General features: G+C 62.9%; 14 protein-coding genes. 9 read left to right on the top strand and 5 right to left on the bottom strand.

Annotated features, from left to right (window positions below):
- Window positions 1-91 precede the first annotated feature (91 nt).
- The 4 genes from RGV33_RS27170 to RGV33_RS27155 are packed head-to-tail and all read left to right on the top strand — an operon-like array spanning window position 92 to window position 6,412.
- On the top strand, window positions 92-1,258 hold the full coding sequence (locus RGV33_RS27170) for an efflux RND transporter periplasmic adaptor subunit (protein WP_322147363.1): 1,167 nt from the start codon (window positions 92-94) through the stop codon (window positions 1,256-1,258).
- Window positions 1,255-4,350, top strand: a complete 3,096-nt coding sequence (locus RGV33_RS27165; RefSeq protein WP_322147361.1) for a multidrug efflux RND transporter permease subunit — start codon at window positions 1,255-1,257, stop codon at window positions 4,348-4,350. The genes RGV33_RS27170 and RGV33_RS27165 overlap by 4 nt, the downstream gene beginning before the upstream one ends.
- Before the next feature lie 30 nt (window positions 4,351-4,380).
- Entirely contained in the window at window positions 4,381-5,058 is a 678-nt protein-coding gene (locus tag RGV33_RS27160) for a heavy metal response regulator transcription factor (protein WP_322147360.1), read from the top strand.
- On the top strand, window positions 5,048-6,412 hold the full coding sequence (locus RGV33_RS27155) for a heavy metal sensor histidine kinase (RefSeq protein ID WP_322147359.1): 1,365 nt from the start codon (window positions 5,048-5,050) through the stop codon (window positions 6,410-6,412). Before RGV33_RS27160 ends, RGV33_RS27155 begins: the two co-directional genes overlap by 11 nt.
- Window positions 6,413-6,451: 39 nt before the next feature.
- Here RGV33_RS27155 and RGV33_RS27150 read toward each other — a convergent pair whose 3' ends face one another.
- Window positions 6,452-7,420: a LysR family transcriptional regulator gene (locus RGV33_RS27150; RefSeq protein ID WP_010170450.1), complete on the bottom strand. Its 969-nt coding sequence runs from the start codon at window positions 7,418-7,420 to the stop codon at window positions 6,452-6,454.
- Window positions 7,421-7,602: 182 nt separating this feature from the next.
- On the opposite strand from RGV33_RS27150, the gene RGV33_RS27145 reads away from it, so the two are divergent.
- The 4 genes from RGV33_RS27145 to RGV33_RS27130 are packed head-to-tail and all read left to right on the top strand — an operon-like array spanning window position 7,603 to window position 12,369.
- Window positions 7,603-9,114: an efflux transporter outer membrane subunit gene (locus RGV33_RS27145; RefSeq protein WP_322147358.1), complete on the top strand. Its 1,512-nt coding sequence runs from the start codon at window positions 7,603-7,605 to the stop codon at window positions 9,112-9,114.
- Window positions 9,115-9,124: 10 nt separating this feature from the next.
- Window positions 9,125-11,308 (top strand): FUSC family protein, encoded by a 2,184-nt coding sequence (locus RGV33_RS27140; protein WP_322147357.1) that lies wholly within the window; start codon window positions 9,125-9,127, stop codon window positions 11,306-11,308.
- Window positions 11,298-11,498 (top strand): DUF1656 domain-containing protein, encoded by a 201-nt coding sequence (locus tag RGV33_RS27135; RefSeq protein ID WP_076014369.1) that lies wholly within the window; start codon window positions 11,298-11,300, stop codon window positions 11,496-11,498. Before RGV33_RS27140 ends, RGV33_RS27135 begins: the two co-directional genes overlap by 11 nt.
- Before the next feature lie 10 nt (window positions 11,499-11,508).
- Window positions 11,509-12,369, top strand: a complete 861-nt coding sequence (locus RGV33_RS27130; protein WP_322147356.1) for an HlyD family secretion protein — start codon at window positions 11,509-11,511, stop codon at window positions 12,367-12,369.
- An 11-nt stretch (window positions 12,370-12,380) separates the two neighbouring features.
- Here the strand turns inward: RGV33_RS27130 and RGV33_RS27125 are convergent, their stop codons facing one another.
- Together RGV33_RS27125 and RGV33_RS27120 are read right to left on the bottom strand one after the other, a co-directional pair.
- A complete protein-coding gene (locus RGV33_RS27125) occupies window positions 12,381-12,779 on the bottom strand; it encodes a DUF4440 domain-containing protein (protein ID WP_322147354.1) in 399 nt (132 codons plus the stop codon).
- Window positions 12,776-13,966 carry an MFS transporter gene (locus RGV33_RS27120; protein ID WP_322147353.1) on the bottom strand — a complete coding sequence of 397 codons (1,191 nt, stop codon included), beginning with the start codon at window positions 13,964-13,966 and terminating at the stop codon, window positions 12,776-12,778. The genes RGV33_RS27125 and RGV33_RS27120 overlap by 4 nt, the downstream gene beginning before the upstream one ends.
- 111 nt (window positions 13,967-14,077) lie before the next feature.
- Between RGV33_RS27120 and RGV33_RS27115 the strand changes: the two genes are divergently transcribed.
- The gene (locus RGV33_RS27115; protein ID WP_322147351.1) at window positions 14,078-14,959 is read left to right on the top strand and encodes a LysR family transcriptional regulator; all 882 of its coding nucleotides are present in this window, start codon (window positions 14,078-14,080) and stop codon (window positions 14,957-14,959) included.
- 114 nt (window positions 14,960-15,073) lie between these two features.
- Here the strand turns inward: RGV33_RS27115 and RGV33_RS27110 are convergent, their stop codons facing one another.
- Together RGV33_RS27110 and RGV33_RS27105 are read right to left on the bottom strand one after the other, a co-directional pair.
- Window positions 15,074-15,889, bottom strand: a complete 816-nt coding sequence (locus RGV33_RS27110; protein WP_322147349.1) for an SDR family oxidoreductase — start codon at window positions 15,887-15,889, stop codon at window positions 15,074-15,076.
- 20 nt (window positions 15,890-15,909) lie between these two features.
- A complete protein-coding gene (locus tag RGV33_RS27105; RefSeq protein WP_322147348.1) occupies window positions 15,910-16,374 on the bottom strand; it encodes a multidrug transporter in 465 nt (154 codons plus the stop codon).
- Window positions 16,375-16,403 lie beyond the last annotated feature (29 nt).

Genomic DNA, 16,403 nt, shown 5'->3' with positions numbered 1-16,403 from the left:
GCGCTGTCAGTTAGCAGTCACTTTGCTGACCGGGTTGGCGGGCTATAAAGAACCTTCATTCTTCCGATCCTTTGCCCTGGCGCCTCACCCCATGCACATTCATCGAAAACCTGCCTTGATCGTGGGCGTCCTCGTGGTACTGGCCGTGGTTGCCTGGGCGGTGACCCGCCCGGCCAAGACTAAACTGACCGCGTCGGCAGCGATTCCGGTGCGTGTGATCAGCGTCATGGAGCAGGACATTCCGCGTTTTGTCAGCGGAATCGGTTCGGTGTTGTCGTTGCACAGCGTGGTGATTCGCCCGCAGATCGACGGCATTCTCACCAAGTTGCTGGTGAAGGAAGGCCAACTGGTGAAGACCGGCGACCTGCTGGCGACCATTGATGACCGTTCGATCCGTGCCAGCCTGGACCAGGCCAAGGCGCAACTGGGCGAAAGCCAGGCGCAACTGCAAGTGGCGCTGGTCAACCTCAAGCGCTACAAGGAACTGAGCATCGACGATGGCGTGTCCAAGCAGACTTATGACCAGCAACAAGCCCTGGTCAACCAACTCAAGGCCACGGCGCAAGGCAACCAGGCCGCTATCGACTCGGCCCAGGTGCAGCTTTCGTATACCCAGATTCGCTCGCCGGTTACCGGGCGCGTCGGGATTCGCACCGTGGATGAAGGCAACTTCCTGCGCATGAGTGACACCCAGGGCTTGTTCTCTGTTACCCAGATCGACCCGATTGCCGTCGAATTCTCACTGCCGCAACAAATGCTGCCGACCCTGCAGGGCCTGATCGCCGCGCAACTGCCCGCCGACGTCAACGCCTACATGGGCGCCGACACCGACGGCCAGACCGGCGACCTGCTGGGTGAAGGCCGCCTGAGCCTGATCGATAACCAGATCAGCGGCACCACCGGCACCATCCGCGCCAAGGCCGAGTTCAGCAACGGCGCGCAAAAGCTCTGGCCCGGGCAACTGGTGACGATCCGCATTCAGACTGCCCTGTACAAAAACGCCCTGGTGGTACCGCCCACCGTGGTGCAACGCGGGCTGGATTCGCACTTTGTGTACCGGGTCAACGGTGACAAGGTCGACATCGTGCCGGTGAAAGTGCTGTACCAGGACAGCGGCATGAACATCCTCCAGGGTGTGCAGGCCGGTGACGTGCTGGTCAGCGACGGCCAGTCGCGGCTCAAGGCCGGCGCTCAGGTAGACGTGCTCAAGGAACCGCCACAGGTGATCCAGACGGTTGATGCCAAGGTGCAACCATGAGTGGCAGCCGTTCGCCGTCGGCCTGGTGCGTCGACCACCCGGTCGCCACCCTGCTGCTGACCTTCGCCCTGGTATTGCTCGGGATGATCGCCTTCCCACGTCTGGCCATCGCCCCACTGCCGGAAGCGGAATTTCCCACGATCCAGGTCAGCGCCACGCTGCCCGGTGCCAGCCCGGACACCATGGCTTCATCCGTGGCCACGCCGCTGGAGGTGCAATTCAGTGCCATCCCCGGCATGACCCAGATGACCTCCAGCAGCGCCCTGGGCTCCAGCCTCCTGACCCTGCAATTTACCCTCACCAAGAGCATCGACACCGCCGCGCAGGAAGTGCAGGCGGCGATCAACACCGCGTCCGGCAAACTGCCCAGCGACATGCCGAGCCTGCCGACCTGGAAGAAGGTCAACCCGGCGGACAGCCCGGTGCTGATCCTCAGTGTCAGCTCCGACAGCATGCCCAGCACCGAGTTGAGCGACTACGTCGAAACCCTGCTGGCCCGTCAGATCAGCCAGATCGACGGCGTAGGCCAGATCAACATCACCGGCCAGCAACGCCCGGCCATCCGGGTGCAGGCTTCGGCCGATAAGCTCGCGGCCATCGGCCTGACCCTGGCGGACGTGCGCCTGGCGATCCAGCAATCGAGCCTGAACCTGGCCAAGGGCGCGATCTACGGCAAGAACAGCGTGTCGACCCTGTCGACCAACGACCAGTTGTTCCATCCCGAGGATTACGCCCAGTTGATCGTGTCCTACAAGGATGGGGCACCCGTGCAACTGCGCGATATCGCCAAAGTCATCAATGGCTCGGAAAACGCCTACGTGCAGGCGTGGTCAGGCGACACACCGGGGGTCAACCTGGTGATCTCCCGCCAGCCCGGCGCGAATATCGTCGAGACCGTGGACCGCATTCAAGCCGAGCTGCCACGCCTGCAAGGCATGTTGCCGGCGTCGGTGCAGGTCAGCGTGTTGACCGACCGTACCAAGACCATCCGCGCCTCCCTGCATGAAGTGGAAGTGACCCTGCTGATCGCCATCCTGCTGGTGGTGGCGGTGATGGCGCTGTTCCTGCGACAGTTGTCGGCCACGTTGATCGTGTCCAGCGTGCTCGGCGTGTCGCTGGTTGCCAGCTTTGCGCTGATGTACCTGATGGGCTTCAGCCTGAACAACTTGACCCTGGTGGCGATCGTGATTGCCGTGGGGTTTGTGGTGGACGATGCGATCGTGGTGGTGGAGAACATTCACCGCCACCTGGAGGCGGGCCTCGACAAGCGTGAGGCGGCGATCAAGGGCGCGGGTGAAATCGGCTTTACCGTGGTTTCCATCAGCTTCTCGCTGGTGGCGGCGTTCATTCCGCTGCTGTTCATGGGCGGTGTGGTCGGGCGGCTGTTCAAGGAATTTGCACTGACGGCGACCTCGACCATCCTGATTTCAGTGGTGGTGTCGCTGACATTGGCGCCGACCCTGGCCGCGTTGTTCATGCGCGCCCCGACCCATCATGCCCACGACAAACCCGGCTTCAGCGAGCGCCTGCTCGCCGGTTACGCGCGCAACCTGCGCCGGGCCCTGGCCCACCAACGCACCATGGCCGCGATCTTCATGGTGACCCTGGCCCTGGCCGTGGTCGGCTATGTGTTTATCCCCAAGGGTTTCTTCCCCATACAAGACACCGGTTTCGTGCTCGGCACCAGCGAAGCGGCGGCCGACGTGTCGTTCCCGGACATGGTCGCCAAGCACAAGGCAATCGCCGAGATCGTCAAGGATGACCCGGCGGTGGAGGCGTTCTCCCATTCGGTGGGCGTGACCGGCAGCAACCAGACCATCGCCAACGGCCGGTTCTGGATCGCCTTGAAAGATCGCGGGGATCGCGATGTATCGGCCAGCCAGTTTATCGACCGCATCCGCCCGAAATTGGCGAAAGTGCCGGGCATCGTGTTGTACCTGCGTGCCGGCCAGGACATCAACTTAAGCTCCGGCCCCAGCCGCGCCCAATACCAGTACGTGCTCAAGAGCAATGACGGCCCGACGCTGAATACCTGGACCCAGCGCCTCACCGAGAAACTGCGGACCAACCCGGCGTTCCGCGACCTGTCCAACGACTTGCAACTGGGCGGCAGCATCACCCACATCAGCATCGACCGTCAGGCCGCCGCGCGCTTTGGCCTCACCGCCACCGACGTGGACCAGGCGTTGTACGACGCCTTCGGCCAGCGCCAGATCAACGAGTTCCAGACCGAGATCAACCAGTACCAGGTGGTGCTGGAGCTGGACACCCAGCAACGCGGCAAGGCCGAAAGCCTGAACTACTTCTACCTGCGCTCGCCGCTGACCAACGAGATGGTGCCGCTGTCGGCGGTGGCCAAGGTCGACCCGCCGACCGTGGGGCCGTTGTCTATCAGCCATGACGGCATGTTCCCGGCCGCCAACCTGTCGTTCAACCTGGCGCCAGGCGTCGCGTTGGGCGATGCGGTGATCATGCTCAACCAGGCCAAGAATGAAATCGGCATGCCGACCACCATCATCGGCAACTTCCAGGGCGCGGCCCAGGCGTTCCAGAGTTCGTTGGCCAGCCAGCCCTGGCTGATCCTTGCGGCATTGGTGGCGGTCTACATTATCCTGGGGGTGCTGTACGAGAGCTTCGTGCACCCGCTGACGATCATCTCCACCTTGCCGTCGGCGGGGTTGGGGGCGCTGATCATGTTGTCACTGATGGGCCAGGACTTCTCGATCATGGCGCTGATCGGCCTGGTGCTGTTGATCGGTATCGTCAAAAAGAACGGCATCCTGATGATCGACTTCGCCCTCGACGCCCAGCGAGTGCGTGGCCTGCCACCTGAAGAGGCGATTTATGAAGCCTGTGTCACGCGGTTCCGGCCAATCATCATGACCACCCTCGCCGCGCTGTTGGGGGCGGTGCCGCTGATGTTGGGCTCCGGTCCCGGTGCAGAAATGCGCCAGCCATTGGGCATCGCGGTGGTGGGCGGGTTGCTGGTGAGCCAGGCGCTGACGCTGTTCACCACGCCGGTCATATACTTGTACCTTGAGAAGTTTTTCCATAGACCCAAACCAGCTCCCCAGCTGGCAACCACACACTGAGGCTGAGGCCCATCCTGGAACAAAAGGCTCATGCGTGTACTGATTATTGAAGACGAAGAAAAAACCGCAGACTACCTGCACCGCGGCCTGACGGAGCAAGGCTATACCGTCGACGTGGCGCGTGAAGGCATCGAGGGTTTGCACCTGGCATTGGAGAACGATTACGCGGTAATCGTGCTCGATGTGATGCTGCCCGGCCTGGATGGCTTTGGCGTATTGCGCGCACTGCGCGCGCGCAAGCAGACGCCGGTGATCATGCTCACCGCCCGCGAGCGCGTGGAAGACCGTATTCGCGGCCTGCGCGAAGGCGCAGACGACTACCTCGGCAAGCCGTTCTCGTTCCTCGAACTGGTGGCGCGCCTGCAAGCCCTGACCCGCCGCAGCGGCGGGCATGAGCCGGTGCAGGTGACCATCGCCGACCTGTGGATCGACCTGATCAGCCGCAAGGCCAGTCGCAACGGCATTCGCCTGGACCTGACCGCCAAGGAGTTCTCGCTACTCAGCGTATTGGCCCGGCGCCAGGGTGAAATCCTGTCCAAGACCTCGATTGCGGAAATGGTCTGGGACATCAATTTCGACAGCGACGCCAACGTCGTGGAAGTGGCGATCAAGCGCCTGCGGGCCAAGCTCGATGGGCCGTTTGAACAGAAGCTGCTGCACACCATTCGCGGCATGGGTTACGTGCTGGAGAACCGCAGTGTCGGCTAATTCCATCGCCCTGCGCCTGAGTGGCATGTTCACGTTGGTGGCGCTGCTGATCTTCCTGTTGATCGGCGGCGCGCTGTACCAGCAAGTGGACAAAGGCCTGGGCTTGCTGCCCGGCGCCGAGCTGGATGCGCGTTACAGCGTGCTGGAATCTTCGGTCAATCGCTTCGGCACGCCGGATCACTGGGCGAAAATTACCGCCAAGCTCAAGCTGTTGGGTGAGGAAGACAAGCGCATCCGGTTCTGGGTGGTAAGCAGCGATCCCACCTACGAATACGGCAACCCGGACGCGCAGATTCGCGCCTTCGCCGAAGGCCCGACCGGCAAGCGTGATTTGCACCTGCCAGGCCATCATCATCCGTTCAAAGTGCTGGTCAGCCAGTTCCCGGCCAAGGACCAGCGTCCGCCGCTGCGCTTCATGATCGCGGTCGACACCGAGAATTTCCGCGCCACCCAACATCAACTGCTGGTGGCGCTGGTCGGCCTGGCATTTGTCGGCGTGGTATTGGCCTCGCTGCTGGGCTTTTGGGTGGCGCGTATCGGCCTCAAACCGCTGATCAAATTGTCGGATGAGGCGCAGAAACTCGCGCCGCCGAAACTATCCGGGCGCCTGCAATTGTCACCGTTGCCGCCGGAGCTGAAGCAGTTCGTCAACTCCTTCAACTCCACACTGGAGCGGGTGGAGCATGCGTATTCGCGACTGGAGTCATTCAACGCCGACGTGGCTCACGAACTGCGCTCGCCGCTGACCAACCTGATCGGCCAGACCCAGGTGGCGCTGACCCGTGGGCGTTCGGCAGAGCATTATTTCGAGGTGCTGCAATCGAACCTTGAAGAGCTGGAGCGGCTGCGTTCGATCATCAATGACATGCTGTTTCTGGCCAGCGCCGACCAGGGCAGCAAGGCCACCAAGCTGATCACCAGTTCACTGGCCGATGAAGTGGCGACCACTTTGGATTACCTGGACTTCATCCTCGAAGACGCCCAAGTGCAGGTGCACGTGACCGGCGATGCGCAGGTGCAGATCGAGAAGGCGCATCTGCGCCGGGCGTTGATCAACCTGTTGAGCAATGCGGTGCAGCACACGGCGCCGGGGCGGGTGATAGAGGTGAACATCCAAGTGCTGGAGGATCACGTGGCAATCGGGGTGACCAACCCGGGCGAACGGATTGCCAGCGAGCATCTGCCTCGTTTGTTCGAGCGGTTTTATCGGGTGGATGCGTCTCGCAGCAACAGCGGGGCCAATCATGGGTTGGGGCTGGCGATCGTCAAGGCGATTGCCCTGATGCACGGCGGGGATGTGTTTGTGCGCAGCGAGGACGGCGGCAATACCTTTGGCATTACGCTGCCGGTGTAGCGGGTTGCGTGCCTGTCCGTTGGCACGCGTGAACCACCCTCAGTTACTCAGCCGGGCACCGCCCAAACTGCCACTTAGCTCATAGGCTGCCAGTTCCGCCTGGTGCGCGGCCATGATCTCCGGCAAGGAGCTGCGCAGGTATTCCACCCACGTCTTGATCTTCGCATCCAGGTATTGGCGCGACGGGTAGATGGCGTACAGGTTCAGCTCCTGGGAGCGGTAGTTGGGCATCACCCGCACCAGCGTGCCGTTGCGCAGCCCTTCAATCGCCGCATACACCGGCAACAGGCCAACGCCCATGCCGCTGGTGATCGCGGTTTTCATCGCGTCCGCCGAGTTCACCAGGAACGGTGAACTGTTGATCGCCACACTTTCCTGGCCCTCGGGCCCGTTGAACGACCATTTGTCCAGCTGAATCACCGGGCTTACCAGGCGCAAACAGGCGTGGTTGAGCAGGTCGCTGGGCCGTTGCGCACAGCCATTGGCCTTGACGTAGGCCGGCGACGCACAGGCGATGCTGTAAGTTATCCCCAGGCGTTGCGAGACAAACCCCGAGTCCGGCAGTTCGCTGGCCAGCACGATGGACACGTCGTAACCCTCGTCCAGCAGGTCTGGCACGCGGTTGGCCATGGTCAGGTCAAAGGTCACGTCCGGGTGGGTGCGGCGGTAACGGGCAATCGCATCGATCACGAAGTGCTGGCCGATGCCGGTCATGGTGTGCACTTTCAGCTGGCCGGCGGGGCGGGCGTGGGCGTCGCTGGCTTCGGCTTCAGCCTCTTCGACATAGGCCAGGATTTGCTCACAGCGCAATAAATAGCGCTTGCCGGCCTCGGTGAGGGCGATGCGGCGGGTGGTGCGATTGAGCAAACGGGTTTGCAGATGGGCCTCAAGGTTGGAGACCGCGCGCGAGACGTTGGCGGTGGTGGTGTCCAGTTGCACGGCGGCGGCGGTGAAGCTGCCGGCTTCGGCCACGCAACTGAAGGCGCGCATGTTTTGCAAGGTGTCCATTAAGGTGCTCTCAGGGGAGATGGCAAATTGTGACACGAAGTTACGGGTTCCAGTGATCCCGACTAACGGATTATCGCCTGAACGGTAACAAAGATTCACAAGAATCCCACCTTATCGCCATCCGGCCCGCCCCTTAGAATTGCGCCACCTTCCCCGCAACACCCTCTCAGGAATTCGCAGCAGTGCCGCGTCGCATCAGCAGAGAGCTGAAGGCTCTCAGTGTTTGGACCTTATCGTTAGCAATCAGCGGCTGTATCGGAACCGGAGGAATTGCCCCTCAAGGCCAGTCACTCGCTGCCAATTCATTGGCCACCGACGAAGCGATCAACACCGCCGCCCAGGACGCCCACTGGCCCACCGCACAATGGTGGCAAGCCTACGGCGACCCGCAACTGAACCACTGGATCGATCTCGCCGTGCAAGGCAGCCCGAGCATGGCCATGGCCGCGGCGCGCGTGCGGGAAGCCCGGGCCATGGCCGGGATCAGCGAATCGGCCGAGTCGTTACAGGTCAATGGCGACGCCACGCTCAAACGCCACAACTGGCCCAGCGACCAGTTCTACGGCCCGGGCGCGCTGGACAATTCCACCACCTGGGACAACAACGCTTCCCTGGGCCTGAGCTATGCCCTCGACCTCTGGGGCCGCGAAAGCAATGCCACCGAGCGCGCCGTGGACATGGCCCACATGAGCGCCGCCCAAGCGCGCCAGGCCCAGCTCGAATTGCAAAACAACGTGGTGCGCGCCTACATCCAGCTGTCGTTGCACTTCGCCCAGCGCGACATCGTGGCGGCGACCCTGGCCCAGCAACAACAGATTCTCGACCTTGCGCAAAAGCGCTTGAATGGCGGGATAGGCACCCACTTCGAAGTCAGCCAGGCCGAGACGCCGCTGCCGGAAACCCATCGGCAACTGGACGCTTTGGATGAAGAAATTGCCCTGAGCTGCAATCAGCTGGCTGCGCTGGCGGGCAAAGGGCCGGGGGCGGGCGCGCAGTTGCAGCGGCCCACCCTGTCGCTCGCAGCACCGCTGAAATTGCCGTCGAGCTTGCCCGCCGAACTGCTCGGCCAGCGCCCGGACGTGGTAGCCAGCCGCTGGCAAGTGGCGGCCCAGGCCCGTGGCATCGACGTGGCCCACGCCGGGTTCTACCCCAACGTCGACCTGGTGGGCAGCCTCGGCTACGTCGCCACCGGCGGTGGCATGCTAAGTTTCCTGACCGGCAAGAAGCTCAACTACAGCGCTGGCCCGGCCATCAGCCTGCCGATCTTCGACGGCGGCCGTCTGCGCTCACAACTGGGTGAAGCCAGCGCCGGCTATGACATCGCCGTCGCGCACTACAACCAGACGCTGGTCAACGCGCTCAAGGGCATCAGCGACCAGTTGATCCGCCGCGAGTCGATGGACAAGCAGCAGGCCTTTGCCACCGAATCCGTGGCCTCGGCGCAAAAAACCTATGACATTGCGATGATCGCCTACCAGCGCGGTCTCACCGACTACCTCAATGTGCTGAATGCCCAGAGCCTGTTGTTCCGCCAGCAGCAGGTGCAGCAGCAGGTCCAGGCCGCACGCCTGAGTGCCCACGCCGAACTGGTGACCGCATTGGGCGGTGGTCTCGGCGCCGGCAGCGACGTGCCTGAAGGCAGCAAGACCTTACCGAGCAAGACCCCGGCGGCCCTGGCCGTCTTTGATCACTGAGTAGGATGCAATGACTCCCTTGCCTGCACCGCTGCGCTGGTTGCACTCGCTAGAGTGGCGCCGTGGTTTTTTCGATTGGGCACGCAGCGACGGCGTGACCTGGGTGTATATCTTCAAAGTTCTGATCGCGGCTTTCTTGACGCTGTGGCTGGCCATGCGCCTGGAATTGCCGCAGCCACGCACCGCAATGATCACCGTATTTATCGTGATGCAGCCGCAAAGCGGCCAGGTCTTCGCCAAGAGTTTCTATCGCTTCCTGGGCACGCTGGCGGGTTCGGCGGTGATGGTGTTTCTGATCGCCCTGTTCGCCCAGAACACCGAACTGTTCCTTGGTTCGTTGGCGATCTGGGTAGGCATCTGCACCGCCGGCGCCACCCGTAACCGCAACTTTCGCGCCTACGGTTTTGTGCTGGCCGGCTACACCGCAGCGATGGTCGGCTTGCCGGCCCTGGCCCATCCCGACGGCGCGTTTATGGCGGCGGTGTGGCGGGTACTGGAAATCTCGTTGGGGATTGTTTGCTCCACGCTGGTCAGCGCCGCGATCCTGCCGCAAACCGCCAGCGCCGCGATGCGCAATGCCTTGTACCAGCGCTTTGGTGTGTTTGCGCTGTTCGTCACCGATGGCCTGCGCGGTCGCAGCGAGCGCGAAGACTTTGAACGCAGCAACGTGCGTTTTATCGCCGAAGCCGTGGGCCTGGAAGGGCTGCGCAGCATCACCGTGTTCGAAGACCCGCACATGCGTCGGCGCAATGGCCGGCTGACGCGTTTGAACAGCGAGTTCATGGGCATCACCACCCGTTTCAACGCCTTGCACCAATTGCTCGAACGCCTGCGCAGCCAGGAGGCCGATCACGTGGTGGCCGCCATCAAGCCGGGCCTGCAAGACCTGGCGGAACTGCTCGACGGTTTCTCCGGCCGTGCGCTGACCAGCCCCGACGCGGCGCGCCTGGTCAGCCAGCTCACCGCCTACAAAGATGGCCTGCCCGCCAAGGTCCGCAGCCTGCGCGCGAGCTTCCAGCAAAGCGCTCCCAGCGACGCCGAGCTGCTGGATTTTCACACCGCCTACGAGTTGCTGTACCGCTTCGTCGACGACCTGCACAACTACGCCCAGACCCACGCATCCCTGGCAGACCACAGCCACGAGCGCGAGCACTGGGACGAACCCTACACCCCGAAAACCAACTGGCTGGCGTGCGCCGCCTCGGGGATCCGCGCCTCGTTTATCCTGGTCGTGCTCGGCAGTTACTGGGTGGCTACCGCCTGGCCCAGCGGCGCCACCATGACCCTGATTGCCGCTGCCACGGTGGGCCTGTCCGCCGCCACGCCCAACCCCAAACGCATGGCATTTCAAATGGCCTGTGGCACCTTGATTGGGGCGCTGGTGGGCTTTGTCGAGATGTTCTTCGTGTTCCCCTGGATCGACGGTTTCCCGCTGCTGTGCGTGATGCTCGCCCCAGTGATCATCTTCGGTTCGTTCCTGGCCTCGCGCCCGCAGTACGCAGGCGTCGGCGTCGGGTTGCTGATCTTCTTCAGCACCGGCTCGGTGCCGGACAACCTCACGGTCTACAACCCCTACACCTTCATCAACGACTACATCGCCATGGTGATTGGCATGCTGGTGTGTGCGGCGGCGGGCGCGATTATCCTGCCGCCCAACAGCCGCTGGTTGTGGCGCCGGCTGGAGCAGGACTTGCGCGAGCAAGTGGTGTTCGCCATCAGCGGCAAACTCAAGGGACTGGCTTCAAGCTTTGAAAGCCGCACCCGCGACCTGTTGCACCAGGCCTATGGCTTCGCCGCCGGGCAACCGCAGGTGCAACGCAACCTGTTGCGCTGGATGTTCGTAGTGCTGGAAGTCGGCCACGCGATTATCGAGTTGCGCAAGGAACAAGCGATTTTGCCGGTGCACCCGGCGTATGCCGCGTCCCAGCCGTGGCGCCAGGCGATTCGGGTGATGGGCCGTTCGTTAGTGCGCCTGTTCCTGCAACCCAGCGCCAGCAACCTGGAGCGCAGCCTGATCGCCGTGGACCACGCGATCAGCCGGGTGCAGGCCACCGACGAACCCTTCGCCCCGCACTTCGATACCTCGGCACTGCGCCGAGTGAAAAGCTACCTGCACTTTATCCGCACCTCACTGCTGGACCCGCAATCACCCCTGGCTGCCCTAAAGCCCGAAGGACCCGCTCATGCCTCGTGAAATCGCCTTCCATGGCGTGTACATGCCCACCATGACCTTGATGTTTTTTATCGCGGCAGGTGTGGCCTGGGCCCTCGACCGGTTTCTGGCCGGCTTTGACCTGTACCGTTTTTTCTGGCACCCGGCGCTGCTGCGCCTTAGCCTGTTCGCTTGCTTGTTCGGCGCCCTGGCGCTGACCGTCTACCGTTGAGAATGCCCCGATGAAAAAGTTTTTCAGCCTGCTCGCGACCTTGCTGGTACTGGCCCTGGCGATCTGGATTGGCCGTACGTTGTGGGTGCACTACATGGAGACGCCATGGACCCGCGATGGACGCGTGCGCGCCGACATCATCAACGTGGCTGCCGACGTCACCGGCGAAGTGGTCAACGTTGCGGTACGTGACAACCAGTTGGTGAAAAAGGGCGACCTGCTGATGCAGATCGACCCCGAGCACTACCAGATCGCCGTCAAGCAGGCGCAGTCGCTGGTGGCGTCCCGCAAAGCTACGTGGGAGATGCGCAAGGTCAACGCCCACCGCCGCGCCGACCTCGACGCCCTGGTGATCTCCAAGGAAAACCGCGACGACGCCAGCAACATCGCAGGCGCCGCCCTGGCCGATTACCAACATGCGCTGGCGCAACTGGAGGCGGCCGAACTGAACCTCAAGCGCACCCGAGTGCTGGCGGCGGTGGACGGCTACGTCACTAACCTCAACGTGCACCGCGGCGACTATGCACGCATCGGCGAGGCGAAGATGGCGGTGGTGGATATGAACTCGTTCTGGGTGTACGGCTTCTTTGAAGAAACCAAACTGCCCCACGTCAAAGTCGGTGACACGGCCGACATGCAGCTGATGAGCGGCGAAACCCTCAAGGGCCACGTGGAAAGCATCTCGCGCGGTATCTACGACCGGGACAACCCCGAGAGCCGCGAGCTGATCGCCGATGTGAACCCGACCTTCAATTGGGTGCGTCTGGCCCAGCGGGTACCGGTGCGGATCCACATCGATGAAGTGCCGGAGGGTGTGCTGTTGGCGGCAGGCATCACCTGCACCGTGATCGTTAACCAAACACAGAACTGAATGTGGGAGCGTCAGGGCTGTAAGAACGTCTCGTGCAAGTGGCGCCACAGCAGGGCGCCACTGGCCTGTTTTTCAAACACCACGGTCGAGCGCCGATCGCTTTGTGCACCGCTGCCATCCACCTGCTGCTCGCGATAACTCACCGTCGCACCCCGGGCGTGTCGGTCAATCCCGGCAAATTCGCTGAGGCTGATCTTGAACCCGGGCCGCTTGCCGCCAGCCTGGCTGAATAACTGGTTGAGCCGTGCAAAATCCAGCTGCATGCCCGCCGGGGTGATCATGGAAAAGTCCGGCGAAAAACGCCTCAGCAAAACCTCCAGTGTTCCCTCGGGGGCTGTGCCGGCAAACCATTGTTCGATCTCGACATGGGCCTGGATCACTTCATCAAAAAAATCGCGGTAGTCAATCATCGTGTGGGCTCGCTGGCAGGGTGAAGCAGTGTCCGTACCTTGGACGCATCCAGGCACAGTACTGCAAATAACGGAAACAGGGTCAACGCTGCGGCAATCGAGAAGGTGACGGTGAACGAGTCCAGCGCAGCCAGCACCCCACTGAGCACGGCGGCACTGAGGCAAAAACTCAATTGCCGATTGATGTTCCACAAGGCGCTGGCATGCCCCATGCGCTCGGCCGGAATGTCGAGAAAGGCCAGGGTTTGCGCGGTGCTGCTGCACAGGCTGCCACCCAGTCCCATCAGGAGGTAGGCGAGCACCACGGCAACCGGGTGCGGCTCTATCAGCAACAGGATGCCGAGGGCTTGCAGCAGCATGCCCGCTAGCAGCAGCGGCCTCGGCCCGCAGCGATTGAACAGTTTTTTGCTCAAGGCAATCGCCAGCCCCGAGGCCAGCGCCCACGGCAGCATCAGCGCGCCGATGAGGCTGGCGGTAAAGCCAAGACCGTGCAGATAAAGAGTCGCCACCAGGCTGGTGCCGATAAACACCCCCGGGATGAACAGGTAAACCAGCATCGCGACCCGCAGCATCGGGCGGCGGGCCTGGCCCAATACGTGACCGAGCTCCAGCGCCGGGCGTGTGGACGCGGGCGTGTCCGCCACCAGCCAGCGCAAGGTCAGCATCATGGTGATCAGCGCCAGCGGCAGGTTGGCGAAAAAGATCCAGCGCCACGACACGCTGTCCACCACCAGGCCGCCCAATGCTGGCGACAACGCCGGAATCAGCAGCGCCACCAGCATGACCCTGGCTGTCAGTTGGCTGCGTTGTGCCGGCGGAAAATGCCGATAGGCCAAGGCTTGCCCCACCGGAATCAACAGGCCGCCGCCCAAGCCCTGCAACAGGCGCCAGCCGATCAGCGCTTCAATCGAGGCGGCCTGGCCCACCAGCACCGAGGCCACGCCGAACAGTAACAGGCTGATGGCAATCAACCGTCGCTCTCCCAGCAGCGCCGCCAGCCAAACGCTCAGGGGAATCACCACAGTCAGGCCGAGCATGTAGGCGTTGCCGATCCATGCCAGTTGCGTGACCGAGGCGTGCAACTCGCGGGCGATGTCCGGGTAAGCGATGGTGGCGACAAACATGTTCACCAGGTCGAGGGCGAAGCCCATTAGAAAGATCCAGGTGACTTTCGAGCGGTAGTTCATTGCGCGGTTCCTGCTGTGGATGGCGGCAGGATAGGCGGGTGCGGGCACTTGGGAAACAGCGGTTTGACTGTTAGTTTGTCAAAAATATTTTGACAAAGGAGTGCGTGGCTTATGGTCAGCCTGGATCGTTTCGACACCTTCAAGGCCGTGGTCGAGGCCGGATCGTTGACTGCAGCCGCTGATTTCCTCGGGCAGACGCGCGCGGTGGTGAGCTTCAACCTCAAGCGCCTGGAAGCCGAGCTGGGCGTGACCCTGCTGACCCGCAGTACGCGGCAACTGGCACTGACCGATGCGGGCGAACGCTTTTACCTGCGCTGCACGCGCATGCTGGAAGAAGCGCGCCTGGCGGTGGAAGAGGCCCGTTCGGAGCACAGCCAGCTCAAGGGCACATTGCGGATCACCACCACCGTCGAATACGGATTGGCGGTGGTGGTGCCGGCAGTGGAAACCTTTCGCGGCCTGCACCCGGAATTGAACATCCAGTTATCCACCTCCTCCAGTCACGCCGACCTGATCTCCGAGCGCTTCGATGTGGCCATTCGACTGGGGCGGATGCTCGACTCCAATCATCGGGCGGTGCAACTGTCGAGCTACGAAATCCTCGCCGTGGCTGCACCGGGGTTTGCCGGGGTCACCACGCTGGATGAACTGGAGCAACTGCCCAAGCTGGGGCACGGGCGGCTGACGGAGTTGACGGTGGTTGACCCGGCCGGCCATGAGCACCTGTATCGTCCAGGCCCCGGCAAGGCTTCACTGGTTGCCGACAGTGCCGCCATTCTCCAGGCGTTTGCCGTGCGTGGGCATGGCGTGGCGATCCTGCCCCAGTGGCTGGTGCAGGAAGACCTGGATGCGGGGCGTTTGGTGCGGTTGCTGCCGGGTCATCGGTTTGCGCCGCAGGGTGTGTATGCGCTGTACCCGGACACCCGGCATCTACCCCTGAAAGTGCGGGCCTTCATTGATTTCATGAAACAGCCCCGCCTTACCCACCCGTAGCAGCTGTCGAGCCCCAGCGAGGCTGCGTCGGCAGCACCTCGATTAACGAGCCAGGCGATGAACCGAGGCGCGCCTGACGCAGCCTCGCTGGGGCTCGACAGCTGCTACGGGGCGTCACTGGAGCTGGCCGCTTAGGCCAAAGCGCTTTTTCAATACGGTCTCCAGCAAACCCTTGGGCAGCAACGCCGCCATCAATGGCAATGCCCGGCAGCCATTACCCGAGCGCAACAGACGCGGCGGTGTTGTCTGTTGCACGGCCTTCAATACATCCGCGGCAAAATCGCGAGCGGGCGTAGGCCGATCCTGGGAGGCCTTGGCCCGGGCGCGGATGCTTTCGCGCAGTGGCCACCAGGGCGACTTTTCATTGATCAACAGTTCGGCCTGGGTACCTGCGTTTTTCGCAAAGTGGGTGTCGATGGCGCCCGGCTGCACTTCCATCACTCGCACGCCGAAGGGTGCCAGTTCCATGCGCAACGCATCGCTCAAGGCGTGCACCGCCGCTTTCGAGGCGCAGTACGCACCGGCAAACGGGGTGACCAGCACACCCGAGACACTGCCGATATTCACCACCAGCCCTTTGCGCTGGCGCAGGGCCGGGAACAGCGCCTGGGTCACGCCGACCACCGAGAATACGTTGGTCTCGAATTGCTGCTGCATCGCCTGGGTGCCGCCGTCGAGCAGCGGGCCCATGGCGCCGTAGCCGGCGTTGTTGATCAGCACGTCCAGCTCGCCGACCTGCCCGGCCAATTGCGCCAGTGCAGCGCTGTCGTTGACGTCCAGTTGCACCGCGTTAAAACCGGCGCTGGCGAGTGCCGCCACATCCTCGCTGCGCCGGGCGCTGGCCCAAACGTCAAAACCGGCTTGCTTGAAGGCATCCGCCAGGGCACGGCCAATGCCACTGGAGCACCCGGTGATCAGTACGTTGGGCATGGGTCAGTCCTTTGTGGTGATTAGTCAGAGAAGCTGCCTTGCAGGTGCTCGGCGCGAAACTCCAGGGTTTGCGGGCGGTAGCCGGGGCGCAGCGGCGGCACCGGCAGGCAGTCTTCCCAGGTGGCGCCGGCCTGCAACTCGCCAGGGCCGCGGTAGCGCGGGGCAGCGTACACGTTATCCGCCAGGTTGACCGTATCGCCCGGCGCATAGGCCGCGATGCGCCAGCGCAGTTCGGTCAGCGGAACGTTGTTGCCGTTGTTCAAGGTGAGTTTGAGCGGGCGGTCCGCCGGGCATTCCTTGGGGGCGTATAGGGTGCGCAGTTCGAGGCGCGCCAATTGCTGGGCCTCGCGGTTGTCCAGCCACACCACCCATACCGCCACCAGGCCCAGGCCGACGGCGGCGGCGAGGGAAACCGGTAACGCCTTGGCGGGGTAGCGCAGCAAGAGGATCAGCCAGGTGATAATCAGCAAGACACCAAAGAACATGGCAACAACCTCGAAAACGGGACGGGCAT

Origin of the sequence: Pseudomonas sp. Bout1 (assembly GCF_034314165.1) — a bacterium.
In the GTDB taxonomy this organism is placed as follows: domain Bacteria; phylum Pseudomonadota; class Gammaproteobacteria; order Pseudomonadales; family Pseudomonadaceae; genus Aquipseudomonas.
This window is presented reverse-complemented; position numbering and strand designations above follow the sequence as displayed.